The 21,914-nt window shown below is 70.0% G+C and carries 16 protein-coding genes; 12 read left to right on the top strand and 4 right to left on the bottom strand.

Annotated features, from left to right (window positions below; translation table 11 throughout):
• The first annotated feature begins 182 nt into the window (after positions 1 to 182).
• The 5 genes from BM066_RS11840 (at position 183) to BM066_RS11820 (ending at position 7,422) form a co-directional block, all read left to right on the top strand.
• The gene (locus BM066_RS11840) at positions 183 to 1,724 is read left to right on the top strand and encodes a glucan biosynthesis protein G (protein WP_089928108.1); all 1,542 of its coding nucleotides are present in this window, start codon (positions 183 to 185) and stop codon (positions 1,722 to 1,724) included.
• A 123-nt stretch (positions 1,725 to 1,847) separates the two neighbouring features.
• The gene (locus BM066_RS11835) at positions 1,848 to 2,639 is read left to right on the top strand and encodes a nuclear transport factor 2 family protein (protein WP_177218444.1); all 792 of its coding nucleotides are present in this window, start codon (positions 1,848 to 1,850) and stop codon (positions 2,637 to 2,639) included.
• Positions 2,640 to 2,756: 117 nt separating this feature from the next.
• Entirely contained in the window at positions 2,757 to 3,983 is a 1,227-nt protein-coding gene (locus BM066_RS11830; RefSeq protein ID WP_089928101.1) for a glycosyltransferase, read from the top strand.
• A 101-nt stretch (positions 3,984 to 4,084) separates the two neighbouring features.
• Complete coding sequence (locus BM066_RS11825) at positions 4,085 to 5,614, top strand: globin-coupled sensor protein (RefSeq protein WP_089928096.1); 1,530 nt, start codon at positions 4,085 to 4,087, stop codon at positions 5,612 to 5,614.
• A gap of 248 nt (positions 5,615 to 5,862) precedes the next feature.
• On the top strand, positions 5,863 to 7,422 hold the full coding sequence (locus tag BM066_RS11820) for a tryptophan halogenase family protein (RefSeq protein ID WP_089928093.1): 1,560 nt from the start codon (positions 5,863 to 5,865) through the stop codon (positions 7,420 to 7,422).
• Between the two features lie 118 nt (positions 7,423 to 7,540).
• On the opposite strand, the gene BM066_RS11815 is transcribed toward BM066_RS11820, so the two are convergent.
• Positions 7,541 to 8,914, bottom strand: coding sequence for a cation:proton antiporter (locus BM066_RS11815; RefSeq protein WP_089928089.1), 1,374 nt, complete (start codon positions 8,912 to 8,914; stop codon positions 7,541 to 7,543).
• A gap of 206 nt (positions 8,915 to 9,120) precedes the next feature.
• Here BM066_RS11815 and BM066_RS11810 point away from each other — a divergent pair, with 206 nt between their 5' ends.
• The 3 genes from BM066_RS11810 to BM066_RS11800 all read left to right on the top strand — a co-directional run bounded on the left by BM066_RS11810 (position 9,121) and on the right by BM066_RS11800 (position 11,359).
• The gene (locus BM066_RS11810; RefSeq protein WP_089928086.1) at positions 9,121 to 9,375 is read left to right on the top strand and encodes a type II toxin-antitoxin system Phd/YefM family antitoxin; all 255 of its coding nucleotides are present in this window, start codon (positions 9,121 to 9,123) and stop codon (positions 9,373 to 9,375) included.
• Positions 9,375 to 9,872, top strand: a complete 498-nt coding sequence (locus tag BM066_RS11805; RefSeq protein ID WP_089928083.1) for a PIN domain-containing protein — start codon at positions 9,375 to 9,377, stop codon at positions 9,870 to 9,872. The genes BM066_RS11810 and BM066_RS11805 overlap by 1 nt, the downstream gene beginning before the upstream one ends.
• Before the next feature lie 377 nt (positions 9,873 to 10,249).
• Positions 10,250 to 11,359, top strand: coding sequence for a LacI family DNA-binding transcriptional regulator (locus BM066_RS11800; protein WP_255367566.1), 1,110 nt, complete (start codon positions 10,250 to 10,252; stop codon positions 11,357 to 11,359).
• 98 nt (positions 11,360 to 11,457) lie between these two features.
• Here the strand turns inward: BM066_RS11800 and BM066_RS11795 are convergent, their stop codons facing one another.
• From BM066_RS11795 to BM066_RS11785, 3 genes are read right to left on the bottom strand one after another with little or no spacing between them, the layout of a single operon-like run.
• Positions 11,458 to 12,390, bottom strand: coding sequence for an ROK family protein (locus BM066_RS11795; protein ID WP_089928075.1), 933 nt, complete (start codon positions 12,388 to 12,390; stop codon positions 11,458 to 11,460).
• A complete protein-coding gene (locus BM066_RS11790; protein WP_089928072.1) occupies positions 12,387 to 13,598 on the bottom strand; it encodes a glycoside hydrolase family 88 protein in 1,212 nt (403 codons plus the stop codon). Before BM066_RS11790 ends, BM066_RS11795 begins: the two co-directional genes overlap by 4 nt.
• 4 nt (positions 13,599 to 13,602) lie before the next feature.
• Positions 13,603 to 14,859: an oligosaccharide MFS transporter gene (locus BM066_RS11785; RefSeq protein ID WP_089928069.1), complete on the bottom strand. Its 1,257-nt coding sequence runs from the start codon at positions 14,857 to 14,859 to the stop codon at positions 13,603 to 13,605.
• 418 nt (positions 14,860 to 15,277) lie between these two features.
• On the opposite strand from BM066_RS11785, the gene BM066_RS11780 reads away from it, so the two are divergent.
• The 4 genes from BM066_RS11780 to BM066_RS11765 all read left to right on the top strand — a co-directional run bounded on the left by BM066_RS11780 (position 15,278) and on the right by BM066_RS11765 (position 21,810).
• Positions 15,278 to 16,738 (top strand): glycosyl hydrolase family 28 protein, encoded by a 1,461-nt coding sequence (locus BM066_RS11780; RefSeq protein ID WP_177218443.1) that lies wholly within the window; start codon positions 15,278 to 15,280, stop codon positions 16,736 to 16,738.
• Between the two features lie 135 nt (positions 16,739 to 16,873).
• Positions 16,874 to 17,881 (top strand): LacI family DNA-binding transcriptional regulator, encoded by a 1,008-nt coding sequence (locus BM066_RS11775; protein ID WP_255367565.1) that lies wholly within the window; start codon positions 16,874 to 16,876, stop codon positions 17,879 to 17,881.
• Positions 17,882 to 18,076: 195 nt separating this feature from the next.
• Positions 18,077 to 20,047 carry a glycoside hydrolase family 97 protein gene (locus BM066_RS11770; protein ID WP_089928059.1) on the top strand — a complete coding sequence of 657 codons (1,971 nt, stop codon included), beginning with the start codon at positions 18,077 to 18,079 and terminating at the stop codon, positions 20,045 to 20,047.
• Between the two features lie 11 nt (positions 20,048 to 20,058).
• Complete coding sequence (locus BM066_RS11765) at positions 20,059 to 21,810, top strand: glycoside hydrolase family 43 protein (protein WP_255367564.1); 1,752 nt, start codon at positions 20,059 to 20,061, stop codon at positions 21,808 to 21,810.
• Positions 21,811 to 21,914 lie beyond the last annotated feature (104 nt).

Raw genomic sequence — 21,914 nt, 5'->3', positions numbered from 1 at the left:
CAAGCCCAAACGTGCCAAGGCCAGGCTTGTTGCGACGCTTACCGCGCTAGGAATAGGCGGGTGCGCGGCCTTGCGCCAGCGACCTTGTCGCACCCGCCCGCGAATAGGGCGAATGTGCGGACCCTTGTCGCTAAAGGTGCGTTGTATGGCGCGCAACGGGGGCGTTGCTTTAAAAGGTCGGGATGCTCTCCAGTCCGCTCAACCGCCGCGCCGCGCTCGGCACGCTGTCGCTGTCGGCGGTTCTGGCCCTGGCGCCGCGCCTGGCCGCCGCCCAAAGTCCCGTCGTCGACGCCGCCGCCGGCCAGCCGTTCTCGGTCGAGGGCCTGCGCGACAAGGCTCGGGCCCTGGCCGCCGCGCCCTACGCCAAGCCGCCCGCCCCGCCGACGATCACGGGCCTGTCCTACGACGACTATTTCCGCATCCGCTTCCGGCCTGAGGCCGATCTCTGGAAGGACCGCCAGCCGCCGTTCCGGGCCGAGTTCTTCCCGCCCGCCTGGCTCTATCCGCGCCCGTTGCCGATCCATGAGGTCGCCGACGGCCTGGCGCGGCCGATCGCCTTCGACCCGGCGATGTTCGAGATTCCGGGCGAGCATGCCGACGTCGCCAAGGCCTGGACCGGCTTTTCCGGCTTCCGCCTGCTGTGGCCGCTGAACGAGGCCGACAAGCTGGACGAGATCGCCGTGTTCCAGGGCGCCAGCTACTTCCGCGCCCTGGGCCGGGGGCAGCGCTACGGCCTGTCGGCGCGCGGCCTGGCGATCGGGGCCGGCGAACCGAACGAGGAGTTCCCCGACTTCGTCGCCTTCTGGCTGGAGCGGCCCCCGGGCGGCGGCCCGGCGGCCGACGGCGACGCGGTGGTCGTCCACGCCCTGATGGACAGCCCCAGTTGCGCGGGCGCCTACAGCTTCACGATCCGGCCGGGCGACAACGTGACCTTCGACGTCGCCGCCAGCGTCTTCCCGCGCGCGGCCATGACCAAGACCGGCGTGGCGGCGATGAGCAGCATGTTCCTGTTCAACGTCGCCGATCCCTCGCCCGTCCCGGACTACCGCACCGCCGTGCACGACAGCGACGGCCTGGCGATCTGGACGGGAAAGGGCGAGCACGTCTGGCGGCCGCTGCAGAATCCCAAGGCCCATCGCCTCAGCCGCTTCCCGGACGAGAACCCCAAGGGCTTCGGCCTGGTGCAGCGGGCCCGGGCGCTGGAGGATTTCGGCGACCTGCAGGCCCGCTACGATCTGCGGCCCAGTCTGTGGGTCGAGCCCCTGGACGCTTGGGGCGAGGGGGCGGTGCACTTGGCCGAACTGGCCACCACCAAGGAGACTGACGACAACATCGCCGTCTTCTGGCGGCCCAAGGCGCCGTGGACGGCCGGATCCCAGGTCGACCTGCGCTATCGCCTGCACTGGGGCCAGGAGCGCTTCGCCAGCCCCGACGCCCGGGTGTTCCGCACCCGAACCGGGGCCGACGCCCAGGCCGGCCTGCGCCTGTTCACCGTCGACCTGCAGGGCGGGGCCCTGGCCGAGGGGCTGGACGGGGTGGCGATGGACCTCCAGGCCGCGGGCGGTGAGATCGCCTGGCGCGACCTGTCGCCCTATCCGGACGAGGCGGCGGCCCGGGTGGCGTTCGGCGTGCGGCCCCAGGCGACCGACATCGACCTGTCGCTGCGCCTGACGCGGGGCGGCCAGGTGATTTCGGAGACCTGGCGGTATCTCTGGACCGCGTAGGAAGCGAACCCCGACGCGGAGGCGTCCGGCATTCTTCATTTCAGTTGAATGACGGCCCGTTTCCTTCCGAATAGTCAAAGCGTCGCGCGGCGCGGAAAATCCGTCACGTCCAGGGAGGCGATGATGCGATTGATCCTGACCGTGCTGACGGCCGCGGCCCTGTCGCCCGTCGCGGCGCGAGCCGACGACCGGGCCGGCGTCCTCCTCGCCACGCCCGCCGACGCGGTGCGCGCCTATGGCGAGGCGATCGCCGAGCGGAGTCCGGTCAAGCTCGGGCGCGCCTTCCAGCCGAGCGCCATCGCCTATTGCACCGACGGCCGGACGATCACGGCGACCTACCAGGCCCAATGGAAGAGCCGGCTGGCGGAGGGGCCCGCGGCGGCGACATCGCCCCTGACGATCGAGCGGATCGACGCGGGCGAGACGACGGCGCTGGCCAGGGTCCGCGCGACGCGTGGCGGCAAGCCCGTCGTCGACTACGTGCTGCTGGCGCGGCTGGCGGGCGGCTGGCGCATCCTGGCGACGCTGTGCCAACCGGAGGCGACGCAAAGCGCCGCCTCGGTCGCGGGCGTCGCGGGCGTGGTGGACGACAAGCTCAAGGCCGACCGCGGCTGGGATGCGGCCCTGCTGGGCGCGACCCTCGATCCCCGCGCCCTGGTCACCAGCGTCGAAGATGGGGAGTTCGTCGCCGCGTCCGTGGCCGAGTGGCAGGCGCGCTATGTGGATCGGCGCCGAACCTCTGCGGGCGCGACCTTCGAGGTGACCAGCCGCATCGTCGACGCGCAGGGCGATGTCGGCATGGCGCGCTGGTCGTTCCGATCCGCAAACGGCGAGTGGACGGATCGTGCGCTGATGCTGCGAACGGCGTCGGGGTGGCGCATGGCGGCCCTGCTGTACGCCAGGGAGGCGCCGTAGGCGCTCGTCGCCGCCGCCGCCTGACTGTCATCTGGGCACGAAACAGTTTCGTTCAAGACTTGGCGGGCGGCGATTTATGGGCAGTTTGTAGCGTCCTCAACGCGAGGAGAGGACCGAATGCGGGTGCTGTTGTCGACCTTTGGGTCGCGGGGGGACGTCGAGCCGATGGCGGGCCTGGCCGCCGCCCTGCGGGCGCTGGGCGTGGAGGCGGTGGTGTGCGCCCCGCCGGATCCGGAGTTCGTCGCCCTGCTGGCGCGGGCCGGCGCGCCGCTGGCGCCCGCCTTCACCCCCGTGCGCCGGTGGGTGGCCGCCGCCTTGGCCAACCAGCCGCCCATGGACCTGTCGCAGCGAGCGGCGGGGGTGCTGACCGCCCAGTTCGAGGCGATCTCGGCGGCGGCCGAGGGTTGCGACGCGATCCTCGCCGCCGGCCTGTTCCCGTCCACGGCCGCCGCGCGGTGCGTGGCCGAGCTGCAGGGCGTTCCCTACGTCTACGCCGCCTATTGTCCGGTCTTCCTGCCGTCGACCCACCACCGGCCGCTGCCCTTTCCGGGCCACCCCGTCCCGGCGGACGAAACCGACAACCGGGTGCTGTGGGAGGGGAACGCGCGGACCATGAACGCCGTGTTCGGGGAAGCGTTCGCGGCCCTGCGCGCCGCGAAGGGCCTGCCGCCGGTCGACAACGTCCGCGACCACGTCTTCACCGACCGGCCGTGGCTGGCCTCGGACCCGGTCCTGAGCCCCTGGCGGCCGACGGATCTGCGCGGGGTGGTGCAGACCGGCGCATGGATCCTGCCGGACGAGCGCCCGCTGCCGCCCGCCCTGGAGGCCTTCCTGAACGCCGGCCCGCCGCCGGTCTATGTCGGCTTCGGCAGCATGCCCATGCAGGCCCTGAAGGACGCCGCCCGCGCGGCCGTCGCGGCGGTTCGCGCCCAGGGGCGCCGGGTGCTCCTCGCCCACGGCTGGGCGGATCTCGACCTGGGCGACGACCGCGACGACGGCCTGGCCGTCGGCGACGTCAACCAGCAGGCGCTGTTCGCCCGGGTCGCGGCGGTCGTGCACCACGGCGGCGCGGGGACCACGACGACGGCCGCCCGGGCCGGGGCGCCGCAGGTGGTGGTCCCCCAGATCGCCGACCAGCCGTATTTCGCCGGGCGGGTGGCCGACCTCGGCGTTGGCGTCGCCCATGAGGGTCCGGCCCCGACCGTGGAGTCCCTGTCGGCCGCGCTTGAGAGCGCCCTGGTTCCGGAGGTCCGCACGCGGGCGCGGGACCTGGCCGGCGCGATCCGGTCCGACGGCGCGAGGGTCGCCGCCGAGCGGCTGCTCGACGTGATCGGCCGTCGCTGAGGCGGATGGTCGCTCCCCCTAAAGGGGGGGGATTTCAGTCTCGGTTAATGAAATCGGGTCACCTCTCTGGGGCTTAGGGATTTCGAGACTCGGGGCAGGGCATGAGCGTCAATCAGCAACTCGACCAACGCATGGCCTTCATGCGGTTCGACCAACGCGCGCGGTCGGCGCTGAAGGCGGCCAAGCCGGTGGTCGACGCCGAGATCCACGCCGCCCTCGACGGCTTCTACGACCAGATCCGCGCCTATCCGGAAATGCGCGAGCTGTTCGCCAGCCGCGCCCAGATGGACGCCGCCCAGGCCCGCCAGGGCGACCACTGGCGCAAGCTGGCGACCGCCGAGTATGGCCCGGACTACGCCGCCGGCGTCCAGCGCGTCGGCCAGGCCCATGTCCGCGCCGGGCTGGAGCCGCGCTGGTACATCGGCGGCTACGCCCTGGTGGTCGAGCACCTGGTTCGAGCGGTCCTGGCGAAGCGGGCCAAGGGCGGCCTGTTCGGCGTCAAGGGCGAGGGCGACGTCACCGATCAGGTCGTGGCCCTGGTCAAGGCCACCTTCCTGGACATGGACCTGGCCATCTCCAGCTATCTCGACATCCTGCAGGAAGAGCGCGAGCGGATGGCCGCCGAGCGCCAAGCCGCCGAGCAGCGCCAGGCCGCCGCGGTCGCCGCCGTGGGCCAGGCCCTGTCGCGCCTGGCGGCGGGCGACCTGTCGGCCCGGGTCGACGGCGCCCTGTCGCCTGAGTTCCTGGGCCTGAAGGCCGACTTCGACCACGCCGCCGCCGCCCTGGCCGACACCATCAGGGCCGTCGAGCGCGCCACCTCCGGCATTCGCTCGGGCGCCGACGACATCGCCCACGCCGCCGACGACCTGGCCCAGCGCACCGAGCAGCAGGCCGCGACCCTGGAGCAGACCGCCGCCGCCGTCGAGCAACTGACCGCCACGGTCGACCGCACCGCCAAGAGCGCCAAGGCCGTTTCGGCCCAAGTCAGCGAAGCCGCCGCCGACGCCCAGCGTTCGGGCGCGATCGTGACCCGGGCCGCCGAGGCCATGACCCAGATCGAGACCTCCTCGGCCAAGGTCAGCCAGATCCTGGGCGTGATCGACGAGATCGCCTTCCAGACCAACCTGCTGGCCCTGAACGCCGGGGTCGAGGCCGCGCGGGCCGGCGACGCCGGCCGCGGCTTTGCGGTGGTGGCGCAAGAGGTTCGGGCCCTGGCCCAGCGCTCGGCCGACGCCGCCAAGGAAATCAAGACCCTGATCGCCGACTCCAGCCGCCAGGTGGGCGAGGGCGTCGACCTGGTCGCCCAGACCAACCAGGCCCTGCGCGGCATCGTCGACAAGGTGGGGGTGATCGACACCCTGGTCGACGAGATCGCCGCCTCGGCCAACGAGCAGGCCTCCGCGCTCGGCCAGGTCAATGTGGCCGTCAACCAGCTGGACCAGGTGACCCAGCGCAACACGGCCATGGTCCAGCAGTCGACCGAAGCCACCCACGCCCTGCGCGCCGAGGCGGCGGACTTGTCCAACCATGTGGGCGGGTTCCGGACGGGGGCGGCGTCCCCTGCGCCGGCCGCCCATCCGGTGCACCAGGCCCGCGAGCGCGTGGCCGCCTTCGCGCGGCCGGGACGATAAGTTCCGGTTCCTTGGGCTAACCTTCAGAAGCCTTGGCGGTTGTCATCCCGGCCGTAGCGCAGCGAAGAGCCGGGACCCAGGGGACTGGGCCAAGGCGGTGCGGCCGCCCCTGGATCCCGGACAGCGCCACGCGCTTCCGGGATGACAATCTGTGAGGGGGTGGCCGAGGCGTATCGCTGGCGTAGCTCGTGGGCCTATTCCCCAACTTTGCTTTCCGCTTTTGCCGCGCGCCGCGCTATCAAGGCGGCATGGATCGTAGACGCAGAATCCTGATCGTCGGGGGCGGCACGGCCGGGTGGCTGACGGCCGCCTATCTGGCCAAGTCGCTGCGGATCGCCGAGCAGGCGCATCTGGAGATCACCCTGCTGGAATCGCCCGAGGTCGGCATCATCGGCGTCGGCGAGGCCACGTTCCCGACCATCCGCACGACCCTGCAGTTCCTGGGCATCGACGAGGCCCGGTTCATCCGCGAGACCTCGGCCACCTTCAAGCAGGGCATCCGCTTCAACGACTGGGCCTGGGCGCCGAAGGAGGACGGGGAACGCCACCAGTACTTCCACCCGTTCGAGGCCCCGTTCTCGACCGACGGCGCGAGCCTGGCGCCCTACTGGCTGCTGCAGGACGAGGCGACGCGCGCGCCGTTCGCAGAGGCCATGACCATCCAGGCGCGGGTCGCCGACGCCCAGCGCGCGCCCAAGCGGCCGCACGAGGGCAACTTTTCCGGCCCGCTGAACTACGCCTACCATTTCGACGCCGCCAAGCTGGCCCAGGTGCTGGCCGAGCGGGCCCGCGAGCTGGGCGTGCGCCACCTGCAAGGGCGGCTGACCCAGGTCGAGCTGGATGCGACCGGGGCCATCGACCACATCGTCTGCGCCGAGCACGGCCGGATGGAGGCCGAGCTTTATATCGACTGCACGGGCTTCCACGCCGAGCTGATCGGCCAGGCCCTGAAGGCCCCGTTCAAGTCGGCGCGGCCGATCCTGTTCGCCGACCGCGCCCTGGCCTGCAAGATCCCCTACGACCGCCCCGACGCCCCGATCCAGAGCTTCACGGTCGCCACCGCCCACGAGGCCGGCTGGACCTGGGACATCGGCTTGAACGGCGCGCGCGGCGTGGGCTGCGTCTATTCCAGCGACCATATCGACGACGACCGGGCGCGGGCCATACTGGGCGACTATGTGGGGCGGGGCGTCGACATCGCGCCCCGGGCGCTGGCGTTCGAGGCCGGCTATCGCACCAAGCAGTGGGTCAAAAACTGTGTCTCGGTGGGCCTGTCGGCGGGCTTCCTGGAGCCGCTGGAATCCACGGGCGTGGTGCTGATCGAGGCGGCGGTGGCGATCATCGCCGAGCTGTTCCCGCACAACGGCCCGATCAACGCCCCGGCCTTCCGCTTCAACGAGCTGATGACCGCCCGCTTCGACAACATCATCACCTTCCTGAAGCTGCACTATTGCCTGAGCCAGCGGACCGAGCCGTTCTGGCGCCAGAACGCCGACCCGGCCTCGATGCCGGAACGGCTGGTCGACCTGCTGGAGCAGTGGCGCTGGCGTCCGCCCACCCGCTACGACTTCATCCTCGACCTGGAGACCTTCGCCTTCTTCAACTACCAGTACATCCTGTACGGCATGGGCTTCAAAACCGACCTGTCGCCAGGACGCAGCGAGTTTCCGGACGTGGCGGCGGCCGAGAAGCTGTTCGCCAAGATCCGCAACTTCGGCGAACGCGCCACCCACGACCTGCCCAGCCACCGCGACCTGATCGCCCAGATCAACCGCTTCGGCTTCGACCGTTCGCTCGAGCCGGCCTGAGACCGGGCGACGGGACTTCCCCAGCGGTTTTCGCCCGGCCTCGCGGTGCGGGCCTCACGAAAAAAAGCCCTCGCTCCGGCAGGGGAGCGAGGGCGTGGGGAGGTAACTTTCTGAAGGCTTAGGCGGCGGCCTTCACGGCCGCACCGTCGACGGCGTCCAGCTCGCCGGATTCCCGGGCCTTCTTGCCGTAGACCACCTCGAACAGCGGGCTGGCCATGACCGTGGTGACGATCGCCATCAGCACCAGCATCGAGAACAGGGTCGGGCCGATGATGCCCTTCTGCAGGCCGATATTGATGATGATCAGCTCCATCAGGCCGCGCGAGTTCATCAGGGCGCCGATGCCCATGGCGGTGCTGTGGTTCTCGCCGGTCAGGCGGGCGGCGGCGTAGCAGGCGCCCCACTTGGCCAGGATCGAGCAGGCCAGGACGCCCAGGGCGATCAGCAGCAGGGTCGGCGAGTTGACCATGTCCATCCGGGTGTTCAGGCCCGAATAGGTGAAGAACATCGGCAGCAGCAGGACGACCGCGATCGGCTCGACCTTGCGCTTCAGTTCCTCCACCAGCTTGCCGCGCGGCATGACGACGCCGAGGATGAAGCCGCCGAAGATGGCGTGGATGCCGACGGCGTCCATCAGGAAGGCCGAGAGGCAGAAGGCCAGGATGATCATGGCCAGCACCCCGGTGCTCATCTCGCCCTCGCGCTCGACGATGCGGCCCAGCGGGGCCAGGATCTTCGGGCCGAGGAGGGTCACGAACGCGACCCAGGCCAGGCCGCCGCCGATCGCGAGCACGGCCACGCCGGCGCCGCCGCCGAAGGTGGCCAGCACCACGGCCAGCACGCACCAGGAGACGGCGTCGTCGAAGGCGCCGGCGGTCAGGGACAGGGTGCCCAGCGAGGTCTTGGCCAGGCCGCGCTCATTGATGATCCGGGCCAGCATCGGGAAGGCGGTCAGGGCGATGCAGGCGCCCATGAACAGGGTGGCGGCGCCCTGGCCGATGGTCGGCGCGAACAGGCCGGGGACCTTGAGCAGGAACGGGGTGATGAGGGCCGCGATCAGGAACGGCGCGGCGATGCCGGCGAACGACACGCTCATGGCGCTCTTGGCCTTGGCCTTGAAGTGACCCGCCTGGAAGCTGGTGCCGACCATGAACATGTAGAGGCCCACGCCCAGCTGGGCGCCGACATAGAGCACGTTCTTGGTCTCCTTGGGGAACAGCGCCAGCTGGAAGTCGGGGAACAGCAGGCCCAGCAGGGACGGGCCCAGCACCACGCCGGCGATCATCTCGCCGACCACCTGCGGCTGCTGGAGCAGTTTCTGGCCCAGCCAGCCGACCACGCGGCAGGCCAGGACGATGACGGCCAGCTGCAGGAAGAAATGCACGCTGAAATCGCCGGGCGTGAAGCTGTGCGCGGCGACCTTGGTGGCCGGGCCATGCGGGCCCAGGATGCCCGTCACGGTGCTGACGAGGCTGGATATGACGTCGGACAAGTGTGTCCCCCCTTGTGAATCCTCTCGGCGTTTGTTCGCCGTTGGACCCAAGCCGCGCAGAATTGGATTTTCGCCGCAAGCCGAAATCGCCTTTTTGACGCTGCCGCACAGAAGATTGTTTTCGTTGACGAATTTCCTGTTGCTTGAACGCCACAATGTAGTAACGTACCTACAAGACAGCCTTGTCAATGTAGGTACGTAGGCACATGAAGGTCATCTCGAGCCGCGACTTCAACCAGGATGTCAGCCAGGCCAAGCGCGCCGCGCGGATCGAGCCGGTGTTCGTCACCGATCGCGGCCGGACCACCCACGTGCTGATGAGCATCGAGGCCTATCGCAAGCTGTCGGGCCAGACCGAGACGATCGTCGACCTGCTGGCCCTGGCCGCGCCGGTCGCCCTGGACATCGCCGAGACGCGGTCGGACGACGCCTGGGACAGGCCCCTGGATCGGCGAAGCTGATGTACCTGCTCGACACCGACGTCGTCTTCGAACTGCGCAACGCCAAGGCCGGCGGGACCGATCCGGGCCTGGCCCGCTGGGCCGCCGGCCAGGCGCGGTCCAGCCTGTTCCTCTCGGCGATCACCCTGCTGGAGCTGGAGACCGGCGCGGCGCGCGTCGAGCGCAAGGACAAGGCGGCGGGCCTGGCCCTGCGCGCCTGGCTGAACGACCAGGTCGCCGCCGCTTTCGACGGGCGCATCCTGCCGGTCGACGCCGCCGTCGTCCGGGGGCGGGCCCGCCTGCCATTGGCCGACGCCCGCGACGCCCTGCTGGCGGCCACCGCCCTGGAGCACGGCCTGACCCTGGTCACCCGCGACGTCGCGGCCTTCAAGGTCAACCGGCTGAAGCTGTTCAACCCCTGGGGCTACAAGCCCGAGGCGCTAGACGACAGCGAGGACTGGGGTCAGGCCGCCAAGGCGGGGTCGCAGTGGTTGCGGAACATCTTCGTGCGGGGGTGAGCGGGCGCTCGTCGCCGCCCTGGCGCATGCTCGGCGTCGGAGCGCGAGCTGTGGATGGCGCGGCCTATATCGACAACAAGAGGCTGATCGCAGCGCCTTCGGGCGTTTCGGTTTCGACAAGGCGGCCAGCCAGGCGGGACTCCGAACCTCGCGGCGAGGCCCGCCCCAAGCCCTCTCCCAGCGCGCGAGGAAACTTGCCAAGTCCTTCCAGGGCTGAGAAGTTATCGATAACGAACGAGATGCGCCGGAATCGGTCGGCGGCTTGGCGCGACCGACCGTTCGCCCTGGCGGAGGCCTGGACCGCCGCCGAGACAGCGCGTGCGGCCAAGGTCCCAGCGGCGATCCTGTCGTCCACGCAACGCTCAAGGAGCCCGCACTTGGCCAAGGGCAAAACCCGTGTCGAAACGCCCCCGGCGCCGGAGTCGGGGCGGGCCGTGACCATTCACGACGTGGCCCGCTACGCCGGCGTCGCCTCGATGACCGTGTCCCGCGTCGTCAACGGCAACAGCTATGTCAGCGACGCCATGCGCGAGCGCGTACAGTCGGCGATCAAGGCCCTGAACTACTCGCCCAACCTGGCGGCCCGCAACACGCGGGCCGGCAGCACCGGGCCGCGGGTCGGCGTGCTCTACAGCAATCCCAGCGCCTCCTATCTCAGCGAGGTGATGCTGGGCGGCATCGAGCAGAGCTCCAAGCTGGGCGTCCAGCTGGTCCTGGAACGGTCGACCGGCCTGGCCAGCCAGAAGGCCGCCGTGCGCCGCCTGCTGGACCAGGGCGTGGACGGCGTCATCCTGCCGCCGCCGCTGTGCGACTCCCGCCCGACCATCAACATGCTGCACGCCGCCGGCGTGAAGGTCCTGGCCCTGGCCACGGCCCGCCCGATGCACGACGTCTCGTCGGTGCGCATCGACGACTACCAGGGCGCGGCGGCCATGACCCGCCACCTGATCGAGCTGGGGCATGCCAGGATCGGCTTCATCAAGGGCGATCCGCAGCACACGCCCACCCAGCTGCGCTATGAGGGCTTCGTCGACGCCATGACGGCCGCCGGCCTGCCGGTCGATCCCGACTGGGTCGTCCAGGGGCAGTTCACCTATCGCTCAGGCCTGGCCGCGGCCGAGCTGCTGCTCAGCCCGGACGAGCGGCCGACGGCCATCTTCGCCAGCAACGACGACATGGCCGCGGCCGCCCTGGCGGTGGCCCACGGGCTGCAGATCGCGGTCCCCGAGGCGCTGACCGTGGTCGGCTTCGACGACACGCCGATCGCCAGCACCATCTGGCCCGAACTGACGACCATCCATCAGCCGATCAGCGCCATGGGCCGGGCGGCGGTGTCGCTGATCGTCGAGGAGATCAAGGCCGAGCGGGCCGGAAACTCGCCCGCCCCGACCCATCAACTGATGAAGTTCACCCTGGTCAAGCGTGGCTCGTCGGGCCCGGCCCCGGTCAAGGCCCCGCTCCGCCGCCGGCCGGCGAAGGTGAACTAGAGCATTTTCGAGCGAAGTGGACACCGGTTCGCGTGAAGAAAATGCGTTAAAACAGAGGTCTAGCGCGCCGGCCTGATGCAATCAGATCGGGAAACGCTCTAGGCCCGGACCTTGAGGGCGGCCTGGGCGTCGGCCGGGTCGTTCCACAACCGGGCCGCCCCGCGCACGCCCGAGGCGTCGCCCCAGCGGGCCGGGGCGATGCGGGCCGACCAGCGGTCGGAGAACACCCGGGGCGCGACCAGGGCCGGCAGGCGCTCGTAGATCTCGCCGACATTGGACAGGCCGCCGCCGATCACCAGCACGTCCGGATCGGCGATGTTGACGAGCACGGCGATGGCCCGGCCCAGCCGGTCGACATAGCGCTCGAAGGCGGCGACGGCCGCCGGTTCGCCCTGGCGGAAACCGGCGATGATCGCCTCGCCCGTAGCCTGGACGCCGGTGGCGGCGGCGAAGTCATGCCGCAGGCCGGTGCCCGACACCCACATCTCCAGGCAGCCGTGCTGGCCGCACCAGCATCGCGGTCCGGGAGTCTCCTGCGGGGTCGGCCAGGGCAGGGGGATGTGGCCCCATTCGCCGGCGACGCCGTTGGGGCCCTCGACCAGGCGGCCGTCCACGGCCAGGCCGCCGCCGCAGCCCGTGCCCAGGATGATGGCGAAGGCCACCCGCGCCCCGGCCGCCGCCCCATCGACCGCTTCGGACAGGGCCAGGCAGTTGGCGTCGTTGGCCAGGCGCACCTCGCGGCCCAGGGCGACAGTCAGGTCCTCGCGGAAGGTGCGGCCGTTCAGATAGACCGAGTTGGCGTTGCGCATCACCCCGGTGGTCGGCGAGATCGAGCCGGGCGCGCCGATGCCGATCGTGCCGCGGCCGCCGGCCTGCTGCTCGACCTGGGCGATCAGGTCGCGCACGGTCTCGATCGCCGCGTCATAGGCGCCGGGATTGGGCGCGCGGACCCGCGCCAGATAGTTACCCTGGGCGTCCAGGGCGGCGGCCTCGACCTTGGTGCCGCCGAAATCGATGCCGACCTGAATCACCAGTAGGGCTCCCAGGGGCGGGTCAGCCGGACCAGGGCTTCGAGGAAGAAGTAGTCGCCCCAGATGCAGGCCTCGTCGACGCCGACGCCGTTGGGCATGTGGTAGACCGCGTGGGCCAGGACCCCCGTGCCCGGCTGGCCGCGCGGCAGCAGGTAGCGCGCGCCCAGGGTCTCGACGGTCGCCAGGGCCGCGCCCTCGTAGGCGGCGCGGTCGGGATCGGCCAGCGGCAGCCCGCGGGCCAGTTCCAGCAGGCCGCAGGCCGCGATCGCCGCCGCCGAGCTGTCGCGTTCGTGCGGCGCGTCGGTGAACACCAGGTCCCAGCAGCAGATCAGGTCCGACGGCAGGCGGTTGAGGTAGTAGTTGGCCAGGCGGGCGCTCAGTTCCAGCAGCGACGGATCGGCCTTGTAGCGGTGGACCAGCGGAAAGCCGCTGATCCCCCAGGCCTGGCCGCGGGCCCAGCACGAGCTGTCGCTGTAGCCCTGGTGGGTCTTGCCCATCCGCGGGATGCCGGTGACGGGATCCATGAAGAAGGTGTGGAAGGTCGAGTTGTCGGGCCGCACGATGTGGCGCGCGGCTTGCTCGATATGGCTGTCGGCGGCGGCGGCGAAGCCGCAGTCGCCGGTGACCTGGCTGGCCCAGTAGAGCAGGGGCAGGTTGAGGTTGCAGTCGATGATCATCCGGCCCGCCTGGGCCGGATCGTTCAGGTCGCCCCAGGCCTGGATGATGCCGGCCTGCGGCAGGTAGCGGGCTAGCAGCAGGCGGGCCGCCTCGAGCGCGGCGTCGCGGGCCTGGAGGTCGCCGGTCAGCTTGTAGCCGGCCACGCAGGACAGCGAATAGAGGAAGCCCAGGTCGTGGTGGTCCACGTTGATCCGGCGATCGACGCGGTCCTTGAAGCTCTGCACCTGCCGCTCGGCGGCCTGCCGATAGCGCGCCTCGCCGCTGACCTCGTAGGCCAGCCACAGCATGCCGGTCCAGAAGCCGTTGGTCCATTCGACGTTGCCCATGGCGGGATAGACCCCGCCGAGGCTGGACGGCGCCGGGAAGGCGTCGGTGAACATCGCCAGGTTGGCGTCGATGCGCGCGAGCACCGCGGCCAGGACGGCGTCGAGGGCCGCGCGGTCGGGCGCGCGGCCTTCCAGGGCGCCGCGCAGCTTCAGCGGTTCGCGGGGCGCGGTTTCGGCGGTCAGGGCGGGGGAGGTCAGGGGCATGGGCTCAGTCGACCTTGGCCAGATCAGCGTCGGGCAGGGCGGTCTTCAGCGCCGGATCGTCGTTGCTCGCGCGGGCGGGCGTCGGCGACAGGGCGAACAGCGAGGCGGTCCAGAACAGCGCCGCGCCTAGGGCGATCAGCAGGTAGGTGTGGGGGAAGCCGATCAGGTCGTAGGACTTGCCGACGATCGGCGAGAGGACGGCCAGGCCCAGGGAGTGGCCGAAGCTGACCCCCACCAGGTAGAGGGTCGAGGCCAGACGGGCCTCGAAATGGGCGGCGATGTAGCGGAAGATCGACACCGCCAGGATCGGCAGCTCCAGCGAGTGGAGCATCTTCATCGCCGAGATCGCCACCGGACCCTCGACCAGGCCCGAACCGGTGATGCGGAAGATCATGATCGCCGCCGCCAGCAGCAGCCCGTTCTTGGCCCCCGTGCGGTTGACGATGAACGGGGCCACGAACAGCATCCCCGCCTCGACGAAGATCTGGGCCGAGTTCAGGTAGCCGAACATTGCCGCGCCGTGCTTGGGATCGGCGAACTGCGAGGCGTAGTAGGCCGGAAACTGCTGGTCGAAGACCAGGTAGAGGTTGGTCACGCCCAGGATCAGCACCATGAAGCCCCAGAATTTCGGCAGCTTCAGGATCGCCAGGGCGTCCAGCGGCTTGAGGCTTTCCGAGCGGGCCTGTTCGTCGGCGGCGCCCTCGATCCGGGTCATGGCCAGGATCGGCAGCAGCAGCAGGCCCGCCAGCGAGGCCAGGGAGAAATTGATCAGCGGATCGATGTTGTAGAGCCGGCCCGAGAAGAACGCCGCGAAGGCGAAGCCCAGCGACCCCCACAGTCGCGCGCGGCTGTATTCGAACCCGTCCTTGCGGCCGACGCGGTCGACATAGGATTCAAGGGCGTAGCTGCCGGCGATGAAGGTGACGCCCAGATAGAGCCCGCCCAGGGCCGCGCCCAGCAGGATGTTGGTCTTCAGCAGCGGGCCGTAGACGAAGGCGAAGAAGGCCCCCGACAGCATCACCAGGGCGGCGATGACCCACAGGATGGTCTTCCGAAAGCCGACCTTGTCGGACAGGAAGCCGTAGATCGGCTGCGAGGCCATGGCGAAGATGAAGTTGGCCGAGAACACCACGCCGGTCTGGGCGCCGGTCAGGCCGAGGGTCCGCTTGAGCCACAGGGCCAGCAGCGAAATGCTCATCGCCTGGGCGAAGAAATAGAGGAACAGGAAGGCGCTGAGCAGCGCGTAGTTCTTCTTTCCCATGGCCTTAAGCAACTCCTCCCCCCGTTTGACGCCAGCGGCGACGCGGCTCTGGAGCCGCTCGGGTCCATCTGTGATAATCGAAAGAGATATCGATACCAAACAAAATCCTCCATGCCGACGCACAACGGAAAGGGCTTGCCAATCAGTGGTGATATCGATAACAATCATGGCGAGCCACGTCGGCTCGGTCCTGCGAATTTTCTCGGACGGATTCCTGCCTGACTCCGAGAACGGGGCGTCTGGCTCGGCCGGCGCCCCGCGCTTTTCAATCCCGCGGACCCGAACCCACGCCCCTGAAGATTCCTGGAACGCTTGGGCGCGCGGCGGCTGGTGACAGGCCCCGTTGAGTCGGGGTATGGCTGTATGTGATATCGATATCAAGCGACGGCGCTCCAAGCCGTCCCCGGGGAGCGACGCCATGCGCAGACACAGAGTTGCCCGATCGGCGGCCAGGACGCTGGCCGCGTCCCTGGTCCTGGGGCTGGGGCTTTCGAGCGCGGCCGCCGCGCAGAGCGACACCGACCTAGCCGGGGCGGCGCAGGTCGACCCGGACCTGCAGATCTACGCCACGCCGCCCGGCAAGCTGGTCTACAGCCTGCACAACGACGATTTCACGGTGCGGGTTCGGCGTCCGGGCGGGCCCTGGCGCGATCTCTACGAGTACGGCGTCAAGGTCGACCAGGACCGTCCGCACGACGCCTCGGTCGTCCAGTTCGATTTCCGCGGGACCGTCGAGGTCGCCGTGCAGAAGAACAACGGCGATTTCAGACGGGTCGAGGTTCGCCCCAAGCGGAACGCGATCAAGACCACGGTGAAGGACGGGGTGGTCTATTTCACCCTGAACCGGCCGCAGAATCTCTCGGTGGAGTTCGACGGCGACCGCCTGGGCAATCTGCACATCCTGGCGGGGGCGCCGATCGCGCCGCCGGCGCCGGGGCCGAACGTCGTCGTCTACGGACCGGGCCTACATGTGCCGCCCGAAGGCGCGACCGCCTTTCCGGCCGCCTCGAACCAGACGATCTACCTCGCCGGCGGCGCGCTGATGCAGGGCGTGTTCCAGCCCGCCAAGGTCGAGAACCTCAAGATCATCGGCCACGGGATGTTCCTGGAGTCCGACCAGCTGACGGTTCAGGGCTCCAGCAGCGTCCTGATCGAGGGGCCGACCTTCCTCAATCCCGTGCACGGCGCGATCGCGTGCAGCGCGTCGAGTCAGGTGCGGTTTCGCGACATCAAGGCGTTCGGCAAGGGGCCATGGTCCGACGGGATCAATGTCTTCGCCTGCCAGGACGTCGACATCGACAACGCCTTCATCCGCACCTCGGACGACAGCGTGGCGATCTACGCCACCCGCAAGAACGCGGTGGGCGATACGCGGCGCGTCCGGGTCAGCCATTCGATCTTCTGGCCCGACGTCGCGCACGCCATGTTCGTCGGCCTGCACGGCGACAGCGCCAAGCCCAACACCCTCGAGGACATCACCTTCGACGACATCGACGTGCTCAACCTCGACGAGGACGATCCGGAATACGAGGGCGCGATGGCCATCAGCGCCGGCGACACCAACACCGTTCGCGACGTCACCTTCAGCAACATCCGCGTGGACCACATCGAAGAGGGCAAGCTGATCAATCTGCGGGTGGTCTATAACGCCAAGTACGGCGCCAGCCCGGGCCTGCTGATCGACGGCGTCCACTTCAAGAACGTCAGCTATTCGGGATCGGGCTGGGCGGGGCCGTCGATCATCGGCGGCTACGCCCCGGACCGGCCCGTTCGCAATGTGACCTTCGACAACGTCACGATCGCCGGCCGCAAGCTGACAGGTCCGGCGCCGGAGGTTCTGGAGGTCGGCCCCTATGTGAGCGGCCTTTCCTTCAAGTAGCCCGCCGCCTCCGCGCCTCGACGATTTAACCTAGGCGATAGCCGGCAAATCTTGGCTAGAATGTCGGCCAGGAGCCGTTCGTGCGTGGGGCGGCCCGCGTGGGAGAGCCTTTTGAGCGGAAAACGACGCCCCAGCGTGACGCTGCACGACGTGGCCAAGCACGCCGGCGTCTCCTCGATGACCGTCTCGCGGGTGATCAACGACTACGCCTTCATCAGCGAGGCGGCGCGGGCCAAGGTGCTGAAGTCGATCGATGAGCTCGGCTACCGCCCCAACGCCGTGGCGCGGGCGACGCGGACCGGCGTGGCCCAGGTCGGGGTGCTGTATTCCAATCCCAATTCGTCCAACCTCAGCGCGTTCCTGATGGGCGCCTTCCGCAAGGCCGGCGAAATCGGCTGCCAGCTGCTGATCGAGCCGACGGCCGCTCATCCCGCCCCGGCCAGGGCGGTGGTCAAGCTGATCGAGGCGGGCGTCGGGGCCGTGGTCCTGCCGCCGCCGCTGTGCGACGATCCCAAGATCCTCAAGCTCCTGGCCGCCGCCGGCGTCGAGCCCGTCAGCTTCACCACGGCCAGGCCGTCCCCGGGCGTGACCTCGGTGGCGATCGACGACTTCGCGGGCGCGGCGATGATGACCCGACACCTGATCGAGCTGGGTCATGTCGACATCGCCTTCGTCCGGGGCGACCCGACGCACTCGACGGCCACGCGGCGCGAGGAGGGGTTCCGGGCGACGATGGCGCAGGCGGGCCTGGCCGTGCCCGACGCCCATGTCGTCGAGGGGGCCTTCACCTATCGCTCGGGTCTGACGGCGGCCAGACAGCTGCTGGGCCTGCGTCGCCGGCCGTCGGCGATCTTCGCCTGCAACGACGACATGGCCGCCGCCGTCAGCGCCGTCGCCCACGGCCTGGGAATCGCCGTGCCGACCGAGCTCAGCATCGCCGGCTTCGACGATACGCCCGTCGCCTCGACGATCTGGCCGCAGCTGACGACCATCCACCAACCGATCGCCGACATGGCCGCCACCGCGGTGGAGCTGGCGGCTGGGCTGGCGCGGCGCGACGCCGACGATGATCGCTCCCGCAAGCACGTCTTGGCCGACCTGACCCTGATGGTTCGTCAATCGACCGCCTCGCCCGCCGGCTGAGGCGCGCCGGGTCGAGATTGACGTTCTCGAAGGAGAAATGATATCGATATCAATCGTCGCGCCGCTGGATGTCGACGACGAGATAAAGAGGTCACGGCGCGGAGCGCCGAAGGCCAGTGTCCGGGAGGCGACGATGATCAACCCGCTCTGCAGGCGCGTTCGCGCCCGGGTCACGCGCGGATCCGGAGCGCGCTGATGGTCCGCCTGCCCGTCGACCGCCGTCGCTTCGTCCTGCTGGCCGCCGCCGCGACCGCCTCCCTCGGGGCCGTGAGCGCCGCCTTGGCCAAGCCGCGGGCGGCGTCGAAGCCGCTGCGGGTAGTCTCGCCTGACGGTCGGGTGCGGCTGGACCTGGACGCGCGCGGCGGCGGGCTGTCCTGGAGCGTCCGGCGCGACGGCCGCGAGGTGCTTCGTCCGAGCCGGTTGGGGCTGGTCCTGGCCGACGGCGGCCAGCTGGGGGCCGAGGCGACGGTCGTTTCCGTGTCGCGGCGGCGGCTGACGGGAACCTGGGCGCCGGCCTTCGGGGTCAGGGACGCCTACAGTCAGGCCTGCGAGGAGATCACCGTCGACCTGCGGGACGCCAAGACGGGCGTCGCCTTCGCCGTGGTGGCCCGGGCCTATGACGCCGGCTGTGCGGTCCGTTATGTGCTTCGCCAGGCGCCGGGCGGGCAGGGCGTGACCCTGGCCGGCGAGGCGACGGCCTTCAACCTGCCCCTCGGGGTCGAGGTCTATTCCAGCCGGGACGAGGGCGAGTACCAGCGCTCGACGCCCGCGGCCCTGGCGCCGGTCGCCCATCCGGACCTGACGGGCAGCTCCGACGTCGGTCCTCTGGCCGACCTGCCGGTCACCGCCGTGCTGGCGAATGGCGCCGCCGTGCTGATCGCCGAGTCCGATCGCCTGCACTATCCGCGCGCCATGCTGCGTCCGGCCGCCGATCCGGGCGAGGGGCTGGCCGTTCACCTGATGCGCTATCCGGGTCGCGCCACCGGCTGGTCGGGCCCCGGCGACACGCCGCCGGCCCCGACCTTCGGGCTCGACGCGGGCCAGGCCACGCCGTGGCGTGTCCTGATCCTCGCCGACGACGTCGCCGGCCTGATCGAGCGGGCCGACCTGATCCCGACCCTGGCCACGCCCAATCTCCTGGGCGACGTCAGCTGGGTGAAGCCGGGCCGGGCGGTGCGGATCCGCAAACCCTACAGCACCGAAGCGGCGCTGAAGGTGGTGGACTTCGCCGCCGCGCGGAAGCTCGACTATGTCGAGTTCGACGCCCACTGGTACGGCGACGGCACGGATCCGGGCGACGCCACCGTCCCGATCGCCGGCCTGGACCTGCAGCGGATCATCGACGCGGCCCGCGCCAAGGGGATCGGCATGATCCTCTATGTCGACCGCGTGCCGGCCATGCGCCAGCGGGATGCGATCCTGGACACCTATCGCCGCTGGGGCGTGGCGGGGATCAAGTTCGGCTTCGTCTGGGAGGGCCGCCAGGCCGACAACGACTTCATCTTCGACCTGGTCAAGGCCTGCGGCGAGCACCGGCTGCTGGTCAATCTGCACGACAACCTGCGGCCGGCCGGCCTGGAACGGACCCTGCCCAACTATGTCGCCCTGGAAGGGGTGCGCGGCAACGAGCAGTTCCCGACCGCCCGCCACAACGTCACCCTGCCGTTCACGCGCGCCGTGGCCGGACCGATCGACTACACGATCTGCTACGCCCACCCGAAGAACCAGACGACCAACGCCCACCAGCTGGCCATGGCGGCGGTCTACTACAATCCGCTGACCTTCCTTTATTGGTACGACACGCCGGACAAGTACGCCGGCCGCGCCTGGCCCGACCTGCAATGGTTCGACGAGTGCCCGACGACCTGGGACGAGACCCGGGCCCTGTCGGGCGCCATCGGCGAGCACGTCATGGTCGCGCGGCGTCATGGCGAGCGCTGGTTCCTGGGCGCGATGACCAACGAGACGCCGCGTGTCCTGCAGGCCCCGCTGGCCTTCCTGGGGCGGGGGCGATGGATGGCGACGGTGTTCGCCGACGGTCCCGCCGGCGGCGCGGCGTTCGAGACGCCCGTGGTCGTCCGCAAGGTCCCCGTCACCGCCGAGACGGTGCTGTCCCTGGCCCTGGCGCCCAGCGGCGGCCAGGCCATTTTCTTCGAACCCCTGTAGCGGAGACGCCCGTGCCTTTGGCCAGATCCATCCTGGGCGCGCTTCTCGCCTCGGCGATGAGCAGCGTGGTCCTGGCCCAGACGGCGCCGCCGTCCTTCGCCGCCGATCAGGGGGACGGGACCTATCGCAACCCCGTTCTGGCCGGCGACTATTCCGATCCGGACGTCGTCCGGGTCGGCGACGCCTACTATCTGACCGCCTCGTCGTTCACCAATGTGCCCGGCCTGCCAATCCTGAAATCGACCGACCTGGTCAACTGGACGCTGATCGGCCATGCCCTGCCGCGGATCACGCCGGCGGCCCATCACGCGACGCCGCGACGCGGCGGCGGCGTCTGGGCGCCGGCCATCCGCCACCACGACGGCCAGTTCATGATCTACTATCCCGATCCGGACTTCGGGATCTTCCGGGTCACGGCGAGCGACCCGGCCGGACCCTGGAGCGCGCCGGTGCTGGTCGACGACAGCAAGGGGGCGATCGATCCGGCCCCCTTCTGGGACGACGACGGCCAGGGCTGGCTGGTGCATGCCTGGGCCGGCAGCCGGGCGGGGTTCAGCAACGTCATCACCGCCCGGCGCCTGAACGCGGCCGGCGACAGGACGGTCGGCGAGCCGGTGACCCTGATCGACGGCGCCAAGCTTCCGGAGGTCGCCACCACGTTCGGGCCGTCGCCCTGGTTCACCACCGAGGGACCCAAGCTCTACAAGCGCGACGGCTGGTACTACATCTTCGCCCCGGCCGGCAGCGTGAAGGGCGGCTGGCAAGGAGTCTTCCGGTCCCGCGCCCCACTGGGGCCCTATGAAGGCCGCAACGTCCTCGACCAGGGCAAAACGCAGATCAACGGTCCCCACCAGGGCGCCTGGGTGACCACGCCCAAGGGCGAGGACTGGTTCCTGCATTTCCAGGACACCGACTCCTACGGCCGGCGGGTGTGGCTGGAGCCCATGGCCTGGAAGGGCGGCTGGCCGGTGATCGGGCAGGATTTGGACGGCGACGGCCGGGGCGAACCGGTGCTGCGGTGGCGCAAGCCGAAGGTCGACAAGCCGCAGGCCCCGACCGCGGTCCAGGCCAGCGACACCTTCGATGGCGCGCTGTCCCTGGCCTGGCAGTGGAACGCCAATCCCGGCGAGGACTGGAGCAGCCTGACGGCCCGGCCCGGCGCCCTGCGCCTGAAGTCCATCTCCTCGCCGGAGAACCTCTGGGAAGCCGGCGCGCTGCTGACCCAGAAGCTGCCCGGCCCGAGCTTCAGCGCCACGATCAGGATCGACTTCGCGCCCAAGGCCGTCGGCGAGCGCGCCGGCCTGGTGATGTTCGGCGCCGACTACGCCTGGATCGGCCTGGAGAAGACGGCTGACGGCGTGCGTCTGGTGCGCGTCGACCGGGTCGGGGCCGACGCCTTCCAGCCCGAACGGATCACGGTGGGCCTGACTTCGGCGCCGGCCAGCGTCTATCTGAGGCTCAGCGCCTCGCCGGTCACCGTCGCCGACCCGCCGCCGAGCTTCGCGCACTATGCGCCGTCGATGCTGCGTTCGACCCACGCCAGGGTCGTGTTCAGCTACAGCCTGGACGGGGTGTCGTACACGCCGCTGGGCGAGCCGTTCGTCAGCAAGCCGGGGCGATGGGTCGGGGCGCAGATGGGCCTCTTCAGCCAGGCGGCCTCGGGCCGGCCGGCCTACACCGCCACGCGGATCGGATGGACCGACGTCGACTCGTTCGAGGTCGCGCCCATGGCGGAATCGACCGGGCGCTCGGCGCGGGAATGATATCGATAACTACCCTCGCGTGTGCGGGCGCGGATTCCGCAGCCATTTCGTCGCTTTCAACCCCGATAATCCGCCAATGGTAGGACAATTGACGTATTGCCATT

The organism is Caulobacter sp. UNC279MFTsu5.1 (assembly GCF_900114015.1).
Classification (GTDB): Bacteria; Pseudomonadota; Alphaproteobacteria; order Caulobacterales; family Caulobacteraceae; genus Caulobacter.
This window is presented reverse-complemented; position numbering and strand designations above follow the sequence as displayed.